The sequence below is a fragment of the Oenococcus kitaharae DSM 17330 genome, from assembly GCF_000241055.1.
GTDB classification, from domain to species: Bacteria; Bacillota; Bacilli; order Lactobacillales; family Lactobacillaceae; genus Oenococcus; species Oenococcus kitaharae.
The window spans coordinates 1192090-1210878 of record NZ_CM001398.1; the positions used below are offsets into that span (position 1 = coordinate 1192090).

Annotated in this window: 16 protein-coding genes and 1 pseudogene; 12 read left to right on the forward strand and 5 right to left on the reverse strand. The window is 44.5% G+C overall.

Features of this window, described 5'->3' with window-relative positions; genetic code table 11:
• Positions 1-11: 11 nt before the first annotated feature.
• The 8 genes from OKIT_RS06075 to OKIT_RS06110 all read left to right on the forward strand — a co-directional run bounded on the left by OKIT_RS06075 (position 12) and on the right by OKIT_RS06110 (position 8509).
• The gene (locus OKIT_RS06075) at positions 12-1256 is read left to right on the forward strand and encodes an NRAMP family divalent metal transporter (RefSeq protein WP_007746167.1); all 1245 of its coding nucleotides are present in this window, start codon (positions 12-14) and stop codon (positions 1254-1256) included.
• Positions 1257-1385: 129 nt separating this feature from the next.
• Entirely contained in the window at positions 1386-2402 is a 1017-nt protein-coding gene (locus OKIT_RS06080) for a LacI family DNA-binding transcriptional regulator (protein WP_007746169.1), read from the forward strand.
• Between the two features lie 234 nt (positions 2403-2636).
• A complete protein-coding gene (locus tag OKIT_RS06085; protein WP_007746176.1) occupies positions 2637-3800 on the forward strand; it encodes an acyltransferase family protein in 1164 nt (387 codons plus the stop codon).
• Entirely contained in the window at positions 3776-5329 is a 1554-nt protein-coding gene (locus OKIT_RS06090; RefSeq protein ID WP_007746177.1) for an AMP-binding protein, read from the forward strand. The genes OKIT_RS06085 and OKIT_RS06090 overlap by 25 nt, the downstream gene beginning before the upstream one ends.
• A complete protein-coding gene (locus OKIT_RS06095) occupies positions 5329-6345 on the forward strand; it encodes an aliphatic sulfonate ABC transporter substrate-binding protein (protein ID WP_007746178.1) in 1017 nt (338 codons plus the stop codon). Before OKIT_RS06090 ends, OKIT_RS06095 begins: the two co-directional genes overlap by 1 nt.
• Positions 6345-7112 (forward strand): ABC transporter permease subunit, encoded by a 768-nt coding sequence (locus OKIT_RS06100; RefSeq protein WP_007746179.1) that lies wholly within the window; start codon positions 6345-6347, stop codon positions 7110-7112. Before OKIT_RS06095 ends, OKIT_RS06100 begins: the two co-directional genes overlap by 1 nt.
• Positions 7112-7828 carry an ABC transporter ATP-binding protein gene (locus tag OKIT_RS06105; protein ID WP_007746181.1) on the forward strand — a complete coding sequence of 239 codons (717 nt, stop codon included), beginning with the start codon at positions 7112-7114 and terminating at the stop codon, positions 7826-7828. Before OKIT_RS06100 ends, OKIT_RS06105 begins: the two co-directional genes overlap by 1 nt.
• Positions 7829-7945: 117 nt before the next feature.
• Positions 7946-8509, forward strand: a complete 564-nt coding sequence (locus OKIT_RS06110) for a dihydrofolate reductase family protein (protein ID WP_007746183.1) — start codon at positions 7946-7948, stop codon at positions 8507-8509.
• Between the two features lie 34 nt (positions 8510-8543).
• Here the strand turns inward: OKIT_RS06110 and OKIT_RS06115 are convergent, their stop codons facing one another.
• Positions 8544-8768 (reverse strand): hypothetical protein, encoded by a 225-nt coding sequence (locus OKIT_RS06115; RefSeq protein WP_007746184.1) that lies wholly within the window; start codon positions 8766-8768, stop codon positions 8544-8546.
• A gap of 92 nt (positions 8769-8860) precedes the next feature.
• Complete coding sequence (locus OKIT_RS06120; RefSeq protein WP_007746185.1) at positions 8861-9583, reverse strand: GntR family transcriptional regulator; 723 nt, start codon at positions 9581-9583, stop codon at positions 8861-8863.
• Between the two features lie 204 nt (positions 9584-9787).
• Between OKIT_RS06120 and OKIT_RS06125 the strand changes: the two genes are divergently transcribed.
• From OKIT_RS06125 to OKIT_RS06135, 3 genes are all read left to right on the forward strand, one after another.
• On the forward strand, positions 9788-11158 hold the full coding sequence (locus OKIT_RS06125; protein WP_007746187.1) for a glycoside hydrolase family 1 protein: 1371 nt from the start codon (positions 9788-9790) through the stop codon (positions 11156-11158).
• A 16-nt stretch (positions 11159-11174) separates the two neighbouring features.
• Positions 11175-12503 carry a PTS sugar transporter subunit IIC gene (locus OKIT_RS06130; protein ID WP_007746189.1) on the forward strand — a complete coding sequence of 443 codons (1329 nt, stop codon included), beginning with the start codon at positions 11175-11177 and terminating at the stop codon, positions 12501-12503.
• 117 nt (positions 12504-12620) lie between these two features.
• Positions 12621-13772 carry an MFS transporter gene (locus OKIT_RS06135; protein WP_081466746.1) on the forward strand — a complete coding sequence of 384 codons (1152 nt, stop codon included), beginning with the start codon at positions 12621-12623 and terminating at the stop codon, positions 13770-13772.
• Here the strand turns inward: OKIT_RS06135 and OKIT_RS06140 are convergent.
• Positions 13769-15784 (reverse strand): KUP/HAK/KT family potassium transporter, encoded by a 2016-nt coding sequence (locus OKIT_RS06140; protein WP_007746192.1) that lies wholly within the window; start codon positions 15782-15784, stop codon positions 13769-13771. The two genes, OKIT_RS06135 and OKIT_RS06140, sit on opposite strands and share 4 nt — an antisense overlap.
• A 181-nt stretch (positions 15785-15965) precedes the next feature.
• Positions 15966-16283, reverse strand: coding sequence for a MarR family winged helix-turn-helix transcriptional regulator (locus OKIT_RS09650; protein ID WP_241778168.1), 318 nt, complete (start codon positions 16281-16283; stop codon positions 15966-15968).
• Positions 16284-16304: 21 nt separating this feature from the next.
• Between OKIT_RS09650 and OKIT_RS06150 the strand changes: the two are divergent.
• Positions 16305-16928 (forward strand): annotated as a pseudogene (locus tag OKIT_RS06150) (alpha/beta hydrolase); the annotation flags it as partial.
• Between the two features lie 49 nt (positions 16929-16977).
• Here OKIT_RS06150 and OKIT_RS06155 read toward each other — a convergent pair.
• Positions 16978-18774, reverse strand: a complete 1797-nt coding sequence (locus OKIT_RS06155) for a heavy metal translocating P-type ATPase (protein WP_007746195.1) — start codon at positions 18772-18774, stop codon at positions 16978-16980.
• Positions 18775-18789 lie beyond the last annotated feature (15 nt).

Below are 18789 nucleotides of genomic sequence, written 5' to 3' on the forward strand. Positions count from 1 at the left end.
GAAGAGCATAAATGGCAGATAAAGAGGAAACAGGGACGGTCAAAGTGAGTGCTGACCAGCCCCAAACTATGAAACATTCAGCAAGATCAATCGCTATGGGCGCCGCTTTCTTAATGGCGATGGCGGCTGTCGGACCGGGATTTTTGACGCAGACGGCCACTTTTACGGGCCAGATGGGTGCTAATTTCGGATTCGCGATTTTGGTCTGCATTATTGTTGATATTATTGTTCAGATGAATATCTGGCGCATTATCGTCGTTAGCGGCAAGCGCGCCCAAGTGATCGCAAACGAAGTCCTGCCCGGGCTGGGTTACCTTTTATCATTTCTTGTTGCACTTGGCGGTTTGTTTTTCAACATTGGCAATATCGGTGGTGCCGGACTAGGGCTGAATGTCTTATTTGGTATTTCACCGGAAAACGGTGCCGTGATCGCAGCGGCCGTGGCGATCGGTATTTTCGTTGTTAAAAACGCACTGACCGTCATGGATCGCACGGTGCAATTATTGGCTATCGTTAAAATCGGTATCTTGATTTACATCATTTCTGTTATGGCAGTCCCGTACCAATCAGCAATTCAGCACACTTTTGTTCCGACACAGTTAAGTTTTTACGCGATTGTCACGATCGTCGGCGGCACAGTCGGCGGTTATATTTCATTTGCTGGCGGCCATCGTCTGCTTGAAGGCGGCCTAAAAGGCAAGGAAAACATTAAATATGTTAACGAAGGCGCTCTAACCGGTATTGGAATTGCTTCGGCTATTCGTGTGATGCTTTTCTTAGCCGGCTTATCGGTCGTTGTTTTAGGCGACAAACTGGATCCGACCAACCCAGCTGCTTCAATTTTCAGATACGCGGCCGGTAATTTTGGCTACCGTTTCTTCGGACTACTGCTTCTGGCAGCTGGCATGACCTCGACATTGGGTTCGACTTTTACGTCAACTTCATTTCTTGATTATGCCGTCAGCAGCAAAGGGCAGAGCAAATATAATCAGTATCGCAAATGGATCATCATTGGCTTTATTGTCGTTTCAACGGCTATTTTCTACTTTATCGGCAGCCCGGCACAAGTTCTCGTGGTTGTCGGTACATTGAATGGTTTTATTCTGCCAATTGCTTTGGCGATTTTGCTGCTGGCCTCGACCAAGGAAAAAATTATCGGTGATTATCACCATCCTCGGCTTTTAATTTATACCGGTTGGCTGGTCGTCATTTTTATGGCTTATGCCAGCATCAATACCTTAATCGGATTGTTCTAATAAGTATTGAAAAGCGCGCCAGACTTGGAACGCTTTTTTTGTTTGCCGAAATAATCGTCGCCCGGCCAATTTTTCGTTACAGTTGTAAGTATGCAAAACAGTCGCAAGAACTGTTTGACGGTAATACATATGGTAAATAATAGGAATAATTCAGAACATGTTTTCACAATCAAAGAGGTCGCACAATTGGCCGGTGTCTCCAGCGCGACAATTTCCCGCTTTATCAACGGCAAAATGAACCGTATGTCCAAAGAAACGGCCGCCAAAATTGCCGACATTATTGATCAGACCGGCTTTGTCGTGAATGCAACCGCGCGCCAGCTAAGTACACATAACAGCCAGCTGGTCGCTGTTGTCGCTGCGGATATTGACGATTACTTTTCGACAGAATTTTTTAAGGGCGCCAGTTCAGTCTTGGAACAGAATCAACTGACTGCAATTTTGTTTGATTCAAATTCAGATAAGAAAAGGGAACTGACCAATCTCAAAATCATTAATCATCAGGTGTTTGACGGCTTAATTATTCAGCCCTTAATTAACGAGCAATCCGAATTAAGACAGGAAATCAGGCAGGGATTAAAGACAATCATTGTCGACCGGGATCTGCATACACAAGATTGGACGATGGTCACCACCAATAACTACAGTATTTCTCAGCAGACAGCTGCCTATTTTCGTCAGCAGCAGTTTGATGATTGTATCGTGATTTCTGAAGCGGTTACCGGTACATCGACGCGTGAAGACCGCTCGGCCGGCATTCGTACTGTTTTCCCAAATGCTTCGCTGATAGAAATTGATAATTCACGGCCTTTTATCAAGGAGAACGAAAAGAAAGCACTGGCCATGATTGAAAAAAATCGTGCTGCCAAACGCAAAACGCTGTTCTTCTTCTTGAAGGAGCGTCTCTTGCTGGCTTTTTTCCCAACTTTTATGCATCACGACCTGCTTTCAGCCCCAGATATCGCGATCACGGCCTTTTCCGATACTGCGATTGTCAAACGGCTGCTGCCTGACTCAAAACTGATCAAACAAGATCCATTTTTGATGGGTGCGACGGCTGCTGAAATACTTGCCGATCGGATTAACAATCAGCAGACGCCAAATATTTCGTCCAATCAGATCGTGATTCCGGCCAAATTGCAATAATTATCTGCCCACCGTGTTAAGCCTCGATCTGCAATCTGATTGACATGGATTTGTCAAACAGCTATGGAAATTGAAAGATATGCACTTTTTACATAAATAATAGTCGGATATGCTTCCACTGACGATAGACCTATACTTTTTCGTTCGCTTTTCTGAGAATGCGGCCTGTAAAGTAATAAGAATGAGACAAAAATGTCACCAACGTGTACACAAACGTTAAGTAAGATAATATTAATGCCTGACAATCGTAGCAAACGTAAATATTTATATGGCGTGGACTTGATGCGGCTGCTGTTTATCGTCGGTGTCCTGACCATCCATACTTCGACACAATTCACTTTTAAATTCTCCATCGGCTCTGCGCCGTTTCTGCTTCTCAGTGCTTTTCACATGCCTATGCATTTCACTCGCATGGGTTTCATGTTCGTCTCAGGCTTGGTCTTATTTCTCAATTCCTATCGCCGGCCGATGCATCTTTTGAGTTTTTGGAAACGACGCTATTTTTGGGTGCTGATTCCTTATTTTTTTTGGAACATTTTTTACCATTTTCTTGCCCACTATCCTGAAAAAATCCTGACTTCAAATTGGTGGCTGCAATATTGGCATCTGTTAATTCACGGAAGTGGTTATTATATGTACTTTTTGCTGATTATGCTGCAGTTGTATCTGCTTTATCCCTTGCTGAGACTGCTCTTGAAAAAGACTGAGGGTAAGCATCTGCAAGTCTTTTTTTATGCCTTTGCCATCGAAATTCTGATTACCGTTTTTACAAAATTTGTCATGCCTCATTTATCGACGAGCAACTGGCCGTATCTGCTGCAAAGTTATGGCATGTTCGTCCTCACGTATGAAGGCTATTTTATCGCCGGTGCCTTAGCTGGTATCCATTATGAAGCCGTCGAAAAGTGGATTGTGGCAAACATTAAAAAGATTTTTATTGCGGCTCTGATCGGTATTCCGGTCATTTTTGCTTATTATTTTTACAACGTGAATCTGCTGCATCTCAGCTACAGCAAGGCTTATGAAGTACACCAGCCCTTGATTGTCGTGTACGCTTTTATCATTATTGCCAACATCTTTTATGTCGGTCATTTGTACGATCAATTAGTCATCAGCAACAAGCATCCCAAGTTTGTTGCCTTTATTTCCAAGGCACAGAAAATAGCTTTTGGCTTGTATCTGAGCCAGACCGTCGCCTTGACGATTCTGGATTTGATACTGGAACAGGTCACGACCAATTCAGCTTGGCTTTGGCTGATTTGGCCAGTGGCAACACTAGCAGTCATTGCTTTTAGCGGTCTTCTATGCTGGACAATCTATAACACGCCGGTAGCTCATTATGTTATCGGGAGACCATTAAATCAGAGGAATAAATGGAAAAGTACCAGTCACAATTAGTTGAAACAACATTTAAATGGATTGAAGAAAATCCAGAAAAGAAAAAAATCTACGATGCCGATATGAAAATCTGGCTGACTGATGCCCAGTTGCTGAAATCCGTTGAACAGGCACTGGCTACGATGCAGGATGCCGGTCTGGAGACTGGCGATCTGCTCTTATTAGCTTTGCCGAATTCTGCGGCCTATGTGATTGTTTATCTCGCGGCGATGAAGCTTGGCTTGGATATTTATTCGATGAATCCAACCATGCCTAAAAATCGCGCGATCGAGCAATTTAGAAAACGCAATTATAAAGCAGCAGTGCTGACGCCTGATTATGCAGGTTATTTTGCTGAAACGGCTCAAGGCATTTCCGAGAGGCTGCTGACAAAGTTCGGCCCGGACGACACGGAAATTAAATTGACTTTGTGGCAGCACATCGATCCCATCGATAAATTCGATATGATTCCGTCTCATTCAGGCATTCTCATGTACACGTCTGGTACGACCAGCGAGCCTAAGGGTGTCTTGTTGAGTCAGGAACAGATGGCCATAGCCGGTGAAAACATTATTCAAAGCCATTTGCTGACGGCTCAAGACCGGATTTATATCACGCTGCCATTTCATCATATTAATGCGCAGCATATTGGCTTGATTTCGACCTTGATTTCCGGCGGCTCGCTGATTGTTCAAAAACATTTTTCGGCTCATCGTTTCTGGCCGATTGCTGAAGAACAGGCCGCGACTTGGGTAACTGCTGCGCCAGCGATTATTTCAATCCTACTGAATACCGCGATTGATCCGGTACATTTAACGAAGATGCGTTTCATCCGTTCTGCTTCGGCACCATTACCGATTGCAGCCATGGAAAGATTCGAACGGCGTTTTGGCGTCTCAATTCTAAATTCATATGGCATGACAGAAGCACCGAGTCAGATTTCCATTGATCCGCTGCCGCCACTGAGGAGTCCGGAAGGGTCATCCGGGAAGCCTTTTAACATTAAAGTACGGATTGCCAATGCTGAATTGACAAAAGATTACTCGACCGGTAAGGACGGTTATATCTGGATTCAGGGGCCGGGGACAATTTCCGCTTACCTGCACGGCCGGGACAAAGATTCCTTTTTAAAGGGCTGGTTTAAGACGGGCGATATGGGCCATTTTGATGCTGACGGTTTCTTATATCTTGTGGGCCGAAGCAAAGAAATGATCAATAAATCCGGTGATAAGATCAGTCCTTATGAAGTGGAGAACGTGATTGACCGCCTTGATTTTATCGGAAGTTCGGCTGTTGTCGGCTATCCGGACGACATTTATGGCGAAACAGTTGCTGCCGTGATCGTTTTGAAGACGCCGGCTGAAGATCGCGACCAGTTGGCCAATTATGCGGATCAAATTCGCAAAATCGTTGCTGAAAACGAAGAAAAGTTCAAAATTCCGAAATATGTTTTCTTTATGACTGAACTGCCGCATGGCGCGACGGGCAAAATTCAACGCACGGCTCTGAAAAAGAAATTGAGCCAAGAAACTGGATTGGAAAAATACTAATGAAAAGGCATCGTGTAAAAAAAATAGTTTACGGTTTGCTGGCAATCTTATGGCTTGTTGTCGCTATAGAAGGTTTTTTCATCATTCAGTCTGAGAATCTGCGGGGCGGCAATCAGCAAAGCGGTAGTGCTGGTGATCGGAAACTGAAGGTGATCAATTTTGGTTACCAGCGTGGGGATGAAGCGGATCTGGTCAGGATTAATGGCCAGTTTGCAAGCGATGCCAGGAAATTAGGTTATCGTATCCGTTGGACTAATTTTCAGGATGGACCGACGATGCTGTCAGCTTTAACTAGCCACCACATTCGTTTTGCCCGTACCGGAAATACGCCGCCAGTCGTCTCGCAGGCAGGTGGTTCGGACATCGTCTATGTAGCGGCGACCGTTTCCAAATATCGTGCCTCGATGATTCTGGTCCCGAAAGATTCGACCATCAGCAATCTCAGTGATTTGCGCGGTAAACGGATTGCCTACGGCTTTGGTACAGCTTCGACTTATTTATTGTTAAAAGCACTGCAGAGTGCTGATTTAACACTGAGTGATGTCAATGCCGTGAACCTGAATCAATCTGCAGCTGGTACTGCTTTCAAGACCGGGCGGGTCGATGCTTGGGTCACTTGGGATCCCTTTTCTGCCGCCGCTCAGGTTGAAGATGATGCCCAAGTTCTAGCTAATGCTAAGGGCCTCTCAGGCGACCATAATTTCTTTACCTCGACCCGTTCTTGGGCAAACAAGCATAAAGATCTGCTGCGTTTATTGAATCGCGATGCTCAGACTACGATGACTTGGGCAAACAATAATCACGCACTGCTGATTCGGCAGTTTACAAAGGATCTTGGCTTAAGCCAGCGTGTTGCTCGCCTGCAGGTCGGCCGACGGACTTATGGCATGGCTAATTTGACCGATCCGGCCATTGTTAACGAACAGCAGGATATCGCTGATCTGCTTTATAAAAACAAGATGATCGATCGCCGTGTTCGGGTGAAAAATGCCTTTATCGATCTGGGGAGTGACTGATGAAAAAAACATTTTTGAAAATAATTCCCTACAGCTTACCGGTCTTGATTATTGTTCTTTGGCAAGTTTCATCCATGGTCGGTATTTTGCGAGATAATGTTCTTCCCAGTCCGCTGCAGGTGATTCAGCAGGCAATCACTTTGTGGAATAACGGCCGTCTGCCGCGTAATATCGCCGTGTCGCTGTATCGTGCGACTGCCGGCCTGCTGTTAGGCGGATCGATCGGATTTATCTTCGGCCTAGCAAACGGTTTGTCAAAAGTTTCCCGCTCAGTGTTTGATTCTTCGATTCAGATGATTCGAAACATTCCCCATCTAGCTTTAGTACCACTTTTCATTTTGTGGTTCGGCATCGGCGAACCGGCCAAAATCCTGTTGGTATCGTTGGGTGTTATGTTTCCCATCTACATCAATACTTATTCTGGTATCAAAGATGTTGATCCGGAATTAATTGAGATGGGACGTGTTTACCAGTTTTCCAAATGGCAGATGTTCAAAGATATTATTGTGCCGGCCGCTTTGCCGAACATTCTTGTCGGCCTGCGTTTTGCTTTAGGTGTCATGTGGACGACTTTGATCGTGTCCGAACAGATTAACGCGCGTTCCGGACTTGGCTATATGGCCATGGACGCTCAGCAGTTTGCTAATACTCGGACGATTATTCTTGTCGTAATCATTTATGCGCTGCTCGGCAAGCTGTCTGATTCGATTGCTAAATTCCTCGAAGACGAACTTCTGTCTTGGCGTGAAAGGAGAGTGGCTGCCTGATGACGAATTTAATCGAAATCAAAGACTTGACCAAGACTTACAGCAGCAAGACGGTTGTCGAGAAGGTCAATCTGGCTTTTCCGACTGGATCATTTACAGCGATTGTCGGTGAGTCCGGCGGTGGGAAAACAACTTTGCTGCGCATGATTTCCGGTTTGGAATCGGCGACAAGCGGTCAAGTCACAGAGCATGGCAACGTGTTGGAAACCGTGTCCAAGACGACCCGGATTATGTTTCAAAACGGCCGTCTGCTGCCTTGGAAAAACGTCCTGAATAATATTCTGCTGGGTTCACAAAATAGTACCAAAGAACGTGCTCTGGATTTGTTGGATGCTGTAGGATTAAAAGATAAGGCTGATGTTTTTCCAGTCAGCCTATCTGGTGGTGAACGGCAGCGTGTTGCTTTAGCCAGAGCTTTGATTTCTCAGCCGGAGCTGCTACTGCTAGATGAACCACTTGGTGCTTTGGATGCGCTGACCAGGCTGAATATGCAGAAACTGATTGAAAGTATCTGGAAAAAATACGGCTTTACTGCGATTTTAGTCACGCATGATGTCGAAGAAGCTGTCCGTCTGGCCGATCGTGTTGTCGTCGTGCACGATCATCAAGTCAGCCAGCCGATTGATTTGATCGATCTGCCGCGTCCGCGGAAACTAAATGACAGTGCCTTACAGAAAAATGTTGAATTGATCTTAGATCAGATTATGCAGCAATAAAAAATCCCCACTAGTACCAATATGCTAATGGGGATTTTTGTAAAATAGACATATAAGGGCAGAGACAGTCGGGATATTTAGATTGCGTCAAAAATGATGAATTAAGGACGTTATGATATGGCAAAACTGATCTATGCAATTAATGAATCTTTAGACGGCTACATTGAAGACCGCCAAGGAAGCCTGGATTGGTCAGTTTCAGATGATGAATTGTTTTCCTTCTGGACTGACTTTCAACGCTCGATTGGCACTTATCTCTACGGACGCCGCATGTATGATGCGATGGTTTACTGGGAAAATCCCAGTGGTCAGCCCTTTCACGATCCCAAGGCGAGTCAGGAATTTTCGCGCATCTGGCGCAATGCCCATAAGACTGTCTTTTCTCGGACGCTTGAAAAGGCGTCAACTGGCAATACTGAAATCGTTCACGCCTTTGACGCTGATCAAATCCGCCAATTAAAAGCATCTGCTGCCGAGGATTTGACAATCGGCGGCCCAGATTTTGCCGGTCAAGCCTTAAAAGCGGGCCTTGTCGATGACTGTTATTTTCTGGTTAATCCAATTATTTTAGGCGGCGGCAAACGCGCTCTGCCAGAAAATCATCAGATCCAACTCCAGCTGCTGGATCTGCGCCGTTTTCGCAGCGGGGTCGTCATGCTCCATTACAGAGTCGCACAATAATAAAAAGCATCGTCAATTTGGCGATGCTTTTTGATTAGTTCAAACGCTTATTATCGTGTCTCACACGAACGCGCACTGGCTGGTAGCTGTAGATGATGCTGATGGGAATAACATAGATTGTATTTTTGATAATCTCAATCAGCAATTCAATCCCGCTGACAATCTTTCGATCGGCAACTTGCAAAGTGGATCGGTCAAAAGCTGAGTTCTTTTCGTGATGAAACTTGTTTAATAAACGCATCGTGTTGATTAATTTCATGTGATTCTCCTCTCGTCAGTTGATCGCTGATGCAGATATTGTATGTGCCTAAAGTAAAATGGAGATTAAATATGATCTGAAATTGAGCAATTTTACTCTAGTTTTGATTTGACAAAAACAGTCACGCTGCCTTGATCATATCGGTGCCGCGTACTCGAAAACTCAAAAGGGATGCCTGTGTTGAGAAAAACGGTCTGTGTTACCTCTAAAACGGGATCCATGGGACCGCATTTCAGGTATTTTTCATCGTTTGAGTTTGCTTTATCTGCACTGATCTTCCTGAAGGCCGAGCCGATTTTTAACTTGAGATCATTCTGGATATAGCCATAAATAGATGCGTGCAGCACTTTATCATCAAGTCCCGGAATTACCTTGACAGGCATTTTACTGTATTCCAAAGCATAGGGTTCTTTATCAACAACTCGTTGACGAATAATATCATAGATTAATTCTTTGTCATTAAGACGCAGTGCAATCTGTTCGGAATCATTAGGATAACGAATTTCGAATTTAATTACTTGACTTTCAATTTGATGCCGGTCTCCTAAAAGTGTACTTGTGCCAACATACTGATCAACGCCGAAGTCAGATTGAACAATGAGATCAGCATTTTTTGAAATAAAAGTACCCGATCCTTGGCGACTATATATCAAACCTTCGGCGCGCAATATATTTAATGATTTTTGTACTGTCATTCTGCTTGTTGAAAATCGGTTGGCCAAGTCTAATTGATCGGGGAAAGGCTGATCTTGGCTGAATTTGTGTTGACTAATATCCGATCTTAATTGATTTGCGATTTCAATGTATTTTGCCATGCACTTAACCTTTCTACGATTAATTCTGCTCCATTATGACAAATAATTGATCAAAATCCAAAGAATTTATCTGATTTCAAAAATAAATGTATTTACAACATAAATAAAAGAGTTTACATATTTTTCACATGGTCATATAATTAATTTGTAATCATTGTAAGCGCTTCCAAAGAATGAATGAATGATTACAAAGAAGGAGGCAATATGGGGGAACTCAAGCAAGGCTTTTTCTGGGGCAATTCCACCTCTAGTATGCAGACGGAAGGCGCCTGGAACGAAGATGGCAAGGGCAGATCCGTTTATGACATTAAAAAGGCCGGTCCTAACCAATCTGATTGGAAGGTCGCGATTGACGAGTACCATCGTTATTCAGAAGATATTTCTCTGATGCAGGATTTGGGGATGAATTTTTATCGTTTTCAAATCTCTTGGAGCCGTGTTCAGCCCGATGGCGAAGGAGATTTCAACCAAGCTGGCATCGATTTTTATGATCGGCTGATTGACGAGCTTTTAGCTAAAGGCGTTCAACCAATGGTGTGTCTTTATCATTTTGACATGCCCTTAGCTCTTGCTGAGAAGTACAACGGTTTTGTTAGTAAAAAAGTCGTTGAAGCCTATACACGTTTTGCAAAAAAGATGGTTGATCATTTTGGTGATCGCGTGAAATATTGGCTTAGTTTCAATGAACAAAATTGTTTCAGCTTAAAATTCGCATTTACTAGCAGTGGCTATCTTCATGGCGAAGAAACGTTAAGGGAACTGTATCAGATTCAGCATAATACTATGTTAGCCCACGCTCGTTTGGCGAATTACATTCACTCGCAAAAACCAGATCTGAAAATTGGCGGCATGCTGGCTTTTCAAGAAGTGTATCCGGCATCTTCTTTGCCAGCGGATGTGGAAGCTGCGCGTAAATTTATGACTTTCGGTGATTTCAATCTGCTTAACGTGTTTGTTAAAGGCCAATATTTACCTGAAGTCACGTCCTTTATGGTTCAAAAACACCTCGATGACATTTTAGAACCGAGCGAGCTTGCTGAAATTGCTCAGACACGCAGCGATTTTATCAGCTTCAGTTATTACACAAGCACGACCATTTCTGCGGCAAAAATTCCGATCGCAACCGTACCGAATTTTTATGGTGATTTTGGTGCCGAACTCAATCCGGCTCTTCGCACAAATGAGTGGGGATGGCAGATCGATCCAGAAGGTTTTTATGGTATTTTGATGGACCTTTATAACCGTACCAATCTACCCATCTTTCCAATAGAAAATGGCATTGGTATGCGTGAGGTGTGGGATGGCGAGCATCAAATTGACGATGATTATCGCATCGACTATCATCGTTTGCACATTCAGGCATTGAAACGTGCTGTTAAAGATGGTGCTGATGTGATCGGCTATCTTGGTTGGGGCCTGATTGATATTCCGAGTTCAAAAGGGGATGTCGAGAAAAGATATGGCCTAGTGTACGTGAATCGCAGTAATCATGATCTTCGTGATTTGAAGCGGGTACCAAAGAAGAGCTATGCCTGGTTTCAACGAGTAACACGTTCCAATGGCGAAGATCTCTAAAAAGGAGGTAATTTCAATGAACGAATCTGGGAACAAAGCTCAAGGAAAACGATTTTTGGATAAGTTTTCTGAAGTTTCGGCTAAAATCGGTAACGAGGTTCACCTGCGTTCCTTGCGTGACGCTTTTGCGACAATTATGCCTTTGTTCATTTTAGCTGGATTAGCAGTATTGATTAATAATGTTATTTTTCCTTTTGTTGCAAAAGGACAGGCATTGGCCAATTTGCAGTTTTGGGGAAATATGGTTACTAACGGGACACTTAATATTGCTGGACTCGTATTGGCACCTGTGATTGGTTTTACTCTGGCACGAAATAAAGGCTTCACAAACGGATTGCTGGCTGCAGTCATAGCGCTCTCGAGCCTAATTATCGTCATGCCATTTACTCTTTCAGTCCTACCGAATGGTGCAAAAAAGGCCGTTGATTTGACTGGCGTGCTGAGTTTTTCAAATCTAGGCACGACTGGCATGTTCGCCGGTATTATTATTGGTTTGGTCGCGACTGAAATTTTTATTCGATTGTCAAAGATTAAGCATCTGAAGATTAATATTGGCGGTAATGTGCCGCCATCGGTATCAGCTTCTTTTAGCGACATGATTCCAGTCATTCTGACTCTCAGCCTCATGGCTTTGCTCTCAGCCTTGTTACTGGTTCTTGGGAAGACGAATCTCATTGCACTGATTACGAATATTATTCAGGAACCTCTCCGGAGCTTTAATACTAGCTTACCGGGCATGCTATTCATTTATAGCTGCGGCAATTTCCTGTTCACTTTGGGAATTCATCAAACAGTTATCAATGGTACCTTGCTGGATCCGGTTCTGTTGATCAACATGAATAAAAACATGGCCGCTTATGCTGCCCATCAACAGATTCCTTACATTTTGACAAACACTTTCCGTGATACATTTGGCATGATTGGCGGAACAGGATCAACTCTATGTTTGTTGATTGCGATCTTTATCTTTTCTCGCAACCGTGTCAGCAAAAACGTTGCAAGTTTGGCATCTGCACCTGGTATTTTCAACATCAATGAACCCGTCATTTTCGGTTATCCCATTGTCTTCAATATTCCGATGATGATTCCTTTTGTTCTCCAACCTGTTATCGGCATTTTGATTGCTTATTTCTTTACAACAATCGGTTGGATGAGTCGAGTAGTTGTCTTAATTCCTTGGACAACACCACCATTGCTGAGTGCCTATTTGGCCACTGCTGGTGATTGGCGAGCGGTCTTGGTGCAATTGCTGATCATTATCCTAGGTGTTCTTTTCTACATTCCTTTCATGAAAATCAGTGAAAGAGTCATGGCTAAAGAAGCTGCTTTGGAAACACAAAAGTAAGTTTCTGAAGAAATTAATTAAGGCAATCATACGATTGTCTTTTTTTATGCAAAAAGCTACACTGAGCTTATTTGTGTGACAACATTTCTGGGATAAATGGTCATCAAGCGGGGGAGTATGTTCAAAAATAAGCTGGTATTGTTAGCAAGTTTATTCATAAATATGGGCATTGTGCTGATTATGCCGATCACGACTTTGTTCATCCATCGGACACTTGGCAAAAGTCTGCTGATCGCCGGATTTGTATTGATGGCATTCTCGCTGGCTCAGATGGCCGGCAATTTGCTCGGCGGTTTTCTCTTTGATCGCTGGCAGCCCAAACAATCGATGTATCTGGGCGGGGCGATCACGGTTGTGTCACTGGCCTTGATCACGATCTTTCCGATCTGGCTGACATATTCCTTATTGGTTGCCACTTATGGTTTTGGCCTGGGCATTTTAAACGCGAGCGTTAACGGCTATCTGGCTTTTTTGAAAAAAGACGATCCGCAGATTTTTAACAACAATTATTGGCTGGCTAGTCTGGGATCAGGTCTGGCGAGTTTTCTTTCTGGTATTTTGTTTGGCATCAACGTCCGCCTGGTCTTTGGATTTTCGACAATTCTTTTCATTTTGACTTTAATTCTCGTCAGGTTGAGCATTCATCCAGTAGAGAAGAACACGAAACTAAATAATTCCAAAGCCCAAAAAACTCATTCTTTTCCGCACCTTTGGCCGGTTGTTTTAGTCTGCTTGAGCTTTGTGATTGCTTGGATGGGCTATGAACAGTGGGACACGAACATTTCCACTTTTATGATTTCACAAGGCATTTCAGTGCAGGCATATAGTGTGCTCTTCACGATTAACGCGATCGTGCTGCTGATTATTCAGCCGATAACGAAAATCGTTTTCAGAGATACTTTCCGCGCAGATAAATGGCGGATTATTTCCGGGATTGTCATGTTTTCCTTCTCGTACTTAGTCATCATTGATGCCAGCAATTATTGGCAATTTGTTGTGGGAATTGTCATTTTGACTTTTGGCGAAATCTTAGCTTTTCCGGCGATTCCGTCCATGCTGAACCGCTTTGCGACTGACGAAAATCGCGGTCGTATTCAATCTTTCGGCAGTCTGGCCGGATCATTAGGGCGTGCAATCGGCCCTGCAATTGGCGGCTTTTTGGTAACGAGTTTTAGCTATCCGAGCTTGTTTGTCACGGTTTTTCTGCTGCATATTCTTATCGCCATTGTCCTGCTGTCTTTAAAAAGACACAAAAAGGCTCCGGTTTAAGAGCCTTGGTCCTGATTTTTAGTTTCTGTTCGAATCAGATCAATTCGACTGCTTTCACTCATAAACAGCGGGACGGTTTCTTCAACGAATTCACTAAATTCTAGTCCATACCAAGCTGGCTGAGAGGCTGTGATCCGTTGCAAGAAAAGCCGGCCGGAAATTAAAAACTTATCGAGACGTTTGATATTCGGCAAAAAATTTAAGTCCTGTACACGCTGATTTAATAACACGAATCTGAAATCACCGACTTGCCGGTCAGGAATCGTCGAATAACGGGGAACCTGGCGGTCAATCACATCGGCCTCGATCAAGTCGTTGACAATCCGTCTTAGGTAACGTGTGATGTGCTGAGATTTTTTAAAACCCAAATACAGCTGAACGTCAACAATGTTTCTTGTACCCAGCATGTCGACTGTATAGCTGGCACCGTAAGGATAGTCAGTCTGATTGACTGTGAAGAACCAATAGACTTTAGCCCTTTTAGGCCGTTCATCAAAGATCGAGTACAAAACATGCCGTTTAATCTGGTAATTGTCTTTGACCCGGTTCATGTAAATCAGATTTGTTGCGTACAGAGGCAGCGAATTGTCATCACTAAGTTGCTGGAGCTTGGGCGTTGCTTCTTTTAAAGACAGGTATTGGCTGTCAGCGGTATAAGAACGTCTGATTTCGTTGCCAAAATGCCAGAAGATCATGACCATGAGAATGACAAGTGTGATTAGCAGAGTCAGATAGCCGCCGTGGACAAATTTGATCAGACTTGAAATCAAGAAGACGCCCTCCAAGAATCCAAAAAAGATCACGAAGACACTGGCTAACAGGCGATGTTTATTCATCATGAGAAACTGGTGAAGCAGCAGCGTTGTCATCAGCATCGTCACGGTGATGGCCAAACCGTAAGCGGCTTCCATATGATCCGAGGTCTGAAAAAGCCAGACGATTATCAGTGTCGTGAGGCACAGCAGCCAGTTTACGCTGGCAATATAGGATTGGCTTTTGATTTTGCCAGGATAGGTGATTTTAAGTCTCGGCAACAGTTTGAGGCCGATGGCTTCGCTGACTAGCGTAAAGGAACCCGTGATCAGTGCTTGTGAGGCAATAATCGCAGCAATTGTCGCAATAATGATTGCTGCGGCATGCCAATCAGCCGGCAGCATACTATAAAAAGGATTAGCTTCGCCGATACTGTTTTTATTCTGAGAAATAACCCAAGCACCTTGGCCAAAGTAACTGAGCATGAGGCTAAGATAGACCAGAGGCCAAGTACGATAAATGTTGGCTTTTCCGACGTGGCCCATATCAGAATACAAGGCCTCGGCACCAGTGGTCGCTAAAAAGATGCTACCGAGAATGAAAAATCCCATTTTATTATCAGGGCTGAATAAGACTTGGATACCATAAATTGGTGAGAGAGCTTTGAGTATTTCCCAGTGGCCGAACAGATTGATCAGCCCGAAAATGCCAATAAAAGAGAACCAAATCAGCATCAGAGGGCCAAAAAGTTTGCCGATTGACGAAGCACCTAAACGTTGGAAGAGAAAAACAAACAATAAAATGATTGTCACGGTCAAAATGACCGGCCACTGAGATTGGCCGAAACGAACGATACCAATCTGCTCGCCTTTTAATCCTTCAATTGCAGAAGTGACCGTGACGGCTGGCGTCAAAGTGCCATCGGCTAATAGGGCAGCTCCACCAATTAAGGCCGGCAGGATCAGCCATTTTGCTCTATTTCTGACAAGCGCGTACAAGGAAAAGATGCCGCCTTCATGGTGGTTATCCGCTTGCATGGCCAGCAGCACATATTTGATTGTCGTGATCAGCATTAGTGTCCAGAAAATGAGTGACAAACAACCGATGATGTAGGTACTGTCGGCGTTTTTCAAGCCACCTGCATCTGACACAATTGCATTCATTACATACAGAGGCGAGGTACCAATGTCGCCGTAGACGATGCCTAAGGCGATCAAACCACCAATCGTTTTTTTGCTGAAATGATTTTTATTTTTCATCCGTTAATCCTTAAATGAGATATCCAGAATATAGATCATATTAACACTAATTGCGATTAGACTAAAAAACAGCCGAAGCCGTTTTACTGTTTGATTAAGGCATCTTGATCGACATTTCCGAGTAATTTATTAGCAAAACGCATCAATTCTTGCCATTCTTGTGACGATAACTGGCTGCGGTCTAATAATACTTTTGGTGAATCCTGTGCTCTTCGCGCTTTTTTCTGCCGGCTTCAGTCAGACTCGCATAGACAATCCGTTCATCGTCTTGTTCGCGCGTCCGCGTTAGTAATTCGGCTTTTTCCATACGCTTCAGTAAAGGGGTAATTGTGCCGCTATCTAGTTCCAAATATTGACCAAGCCGTTTAACCGTTAAATCATCATGTTCGTATAAAATCACGAGTGCCAGATATTGCGGATAGGTTAGGTCCACCTCTGCCAAACTCGGGTGGTACAAACGCTGGATAGCTCTGGAAGTGGCATGAAGAATGGAACACAAGTGATCATCTAAAGGAAGTAAGTCGTCGTTTTTCCAGAATATTCTGGTTCTCCGGAAGCACAATATCCAACTGCAATCGAACAGAATTTCGCAACGCTGCAGAAATTATCTGATTGGCAGGACCAAGAGAATTTGGACTTGAGCCGTCTGACTGTAGCTGGCGATTCAGTCGGTGGCAATATGTCGACAGTCATGACAATTTTGGCCAAACAGCGTGGTGGCCAGAAAATTAATCAGCAGCTGCTTTATTATCCTGTGACCGATGCTGCGATGGACACAGTCTCTTATGACGAATTTGGTGATAACTACTATCTGACCAAAGAGGGGATGCTCTGGTTCCGGAATCAATATACGACTGACGAAAAAGCTCGTGCCGAAATTACAGCTTCGCCGCTGCGTGCCAGTTTAGAAGATTTGGCAGATTTACCGGCAGCCATGATTCTGACTGACGAAGCAGATGTCTTGCGTGATGAAGGCGAAGCTTATGCGCGCAGGCTGCGTGATGCTGGTGTTGAAGTAACGCAAGTTCGTTTTCAAGGTATGATTCATGATTTCGTGATGCTGAATACTTTGGATCAGACTTGGGCTGCTCGTGCGGCCATGGACTTGTCAACTGATTGGATAAACAAAAAGAATCAAAGGTAACTTCTTTATGCTTTTTATTAAAAAACTCCTTATTTGATTAAGGAGTTTTTTAATGATCTCTTCTGGCCCGCAAGGATGACAGGATGGAAACGGAATCAACCACTTCTTGCAAAGCGGCTCCAAATAAGGCGGGGATGACGCCGGTGCTGGCGACAAGCATCAAGAAAACACAGATGCCGATGCCGATCAGTACAGATTGCCGAGCGATTCTCATCGTGTCTTGCGAGATATCGACGGCTTCAGCAACACGCGACAAGTCGTCCTTTAAAATAACGGCATCAGCACTTTCGCTGGCGGCAGTTGATCCGTGAGCACCCATGGCGATACCGACATCCGCAGCGGCCAAAGCAGGGGCATCATTGACGCCATCACCGACCATGATAATTGGTTTGTATTGTTTGGGAATATTATTGATCAGGCTGATCTTATCTTCAGGCAGGCACTGGGCATGGATCTCATCAAGTGCCAGTCCGGCTGCAATCTTATCGGCGACAGGCTGCTGATCACCAGTCAGCATGATTAGTTTGGACAATCCCAATTCTTTTAGCCGAGCCAGTGTGTCTTTGGCTTCAGGCCGGACCGTATCTTTAAAAGTGATTGATCCAGCGTATTTACCATCAATTGAGACATAGACGGCCGTCTGATCCGGTAGATCTGTGGCTGGATTTTGGGCAAACGCGGCTTTACCGACAGCGATTTGCTGGCCATCAACTTCAGCTTTAATCCCTTGTCCTGTGACTTCGGCTAAGTTTGTGACAGGCAGCAAGTGGATTTTTTTATTTTTAGCATCGGTCAATAATGAACGGGCCAAGATGTGTGAAGAATCCTGCTCGGCACTGGCTGCTAGAATCAGCAGGCGGTCTGCGGAAAGTGCAGCATCCGCTGATTCGATCTGGTCAACGAAGAGACTTCCGGCCGTAATCGTACCTGTCTTATCAAAGGCGGCACTTTTGGCTTTCGCTAATTTTTCAATTGTCGTCCCGTTTTTAACAACGATGCCTTTACGGCTGGAACGGCTCATACCAGCGACTAATGCGACTGGGGCGGCTAAAATCAAAGGGCAGGGTGAAGCCACGACCAGCACTTCAGCAAATCGGACCGGGTCCTTAGCGAGAAACCAGGCAATGCCCCCGATTAGATAGGCAATCAGGGTGAATGGTACTGCATAATGGTCAGCAAGTCTGACAAAATGTGCTGGCTTGGCTTCAGATTCCTTGACTAAGCGAACCAGCCTTTGATATTGGCTGTCTGAAGCGATTTTCGTGACGCGAAACTGCAAAGCACCATCACCATTGACAGATCCGGACATCAGCATATCATCGGCATCTTTTGTAACAGCTCGCGATTCACCGGTTAGAGATGATTCGTCAACGGTCGACTCGCCGGAAATGATCATGCCATCGACTGGCACTGTCTCGCCGGGTTTGACAAGAATGATATCGCCGATTTTGACGGCTTCGACTGGCAGATCGGTTGTCTGCTGGTCGCTGATTTTGTGAGCCGTATGCGGCGAATTATCCAACAATGACCGAAGTTCGCGAGAGGGCTGGCGGCTTGCGTAATCTTCCAAACTGTCACCGCCAGTCAGCATAATCAAGACGATCAGGCTGGCCCAATATTCACCAACGGCCAAAGTCGCGACGATGGCTGTAATCGCCAGAATATCGACACCGTATTTACCGCTGCGGATGGTTTTGATCATGCCGATCAGCATGGAAATCGTGGTCAGCCCCCCAGCTAGCAGAATCAGCCAGTAAGCAACGGCGCCGGCTGCAAAGACAAATTGGCTGATTAGGGCAATGACACCGATAATCAGCGCTAACATAAATTTTCTAAAATTAGACACTTAAATCCCCTTAAG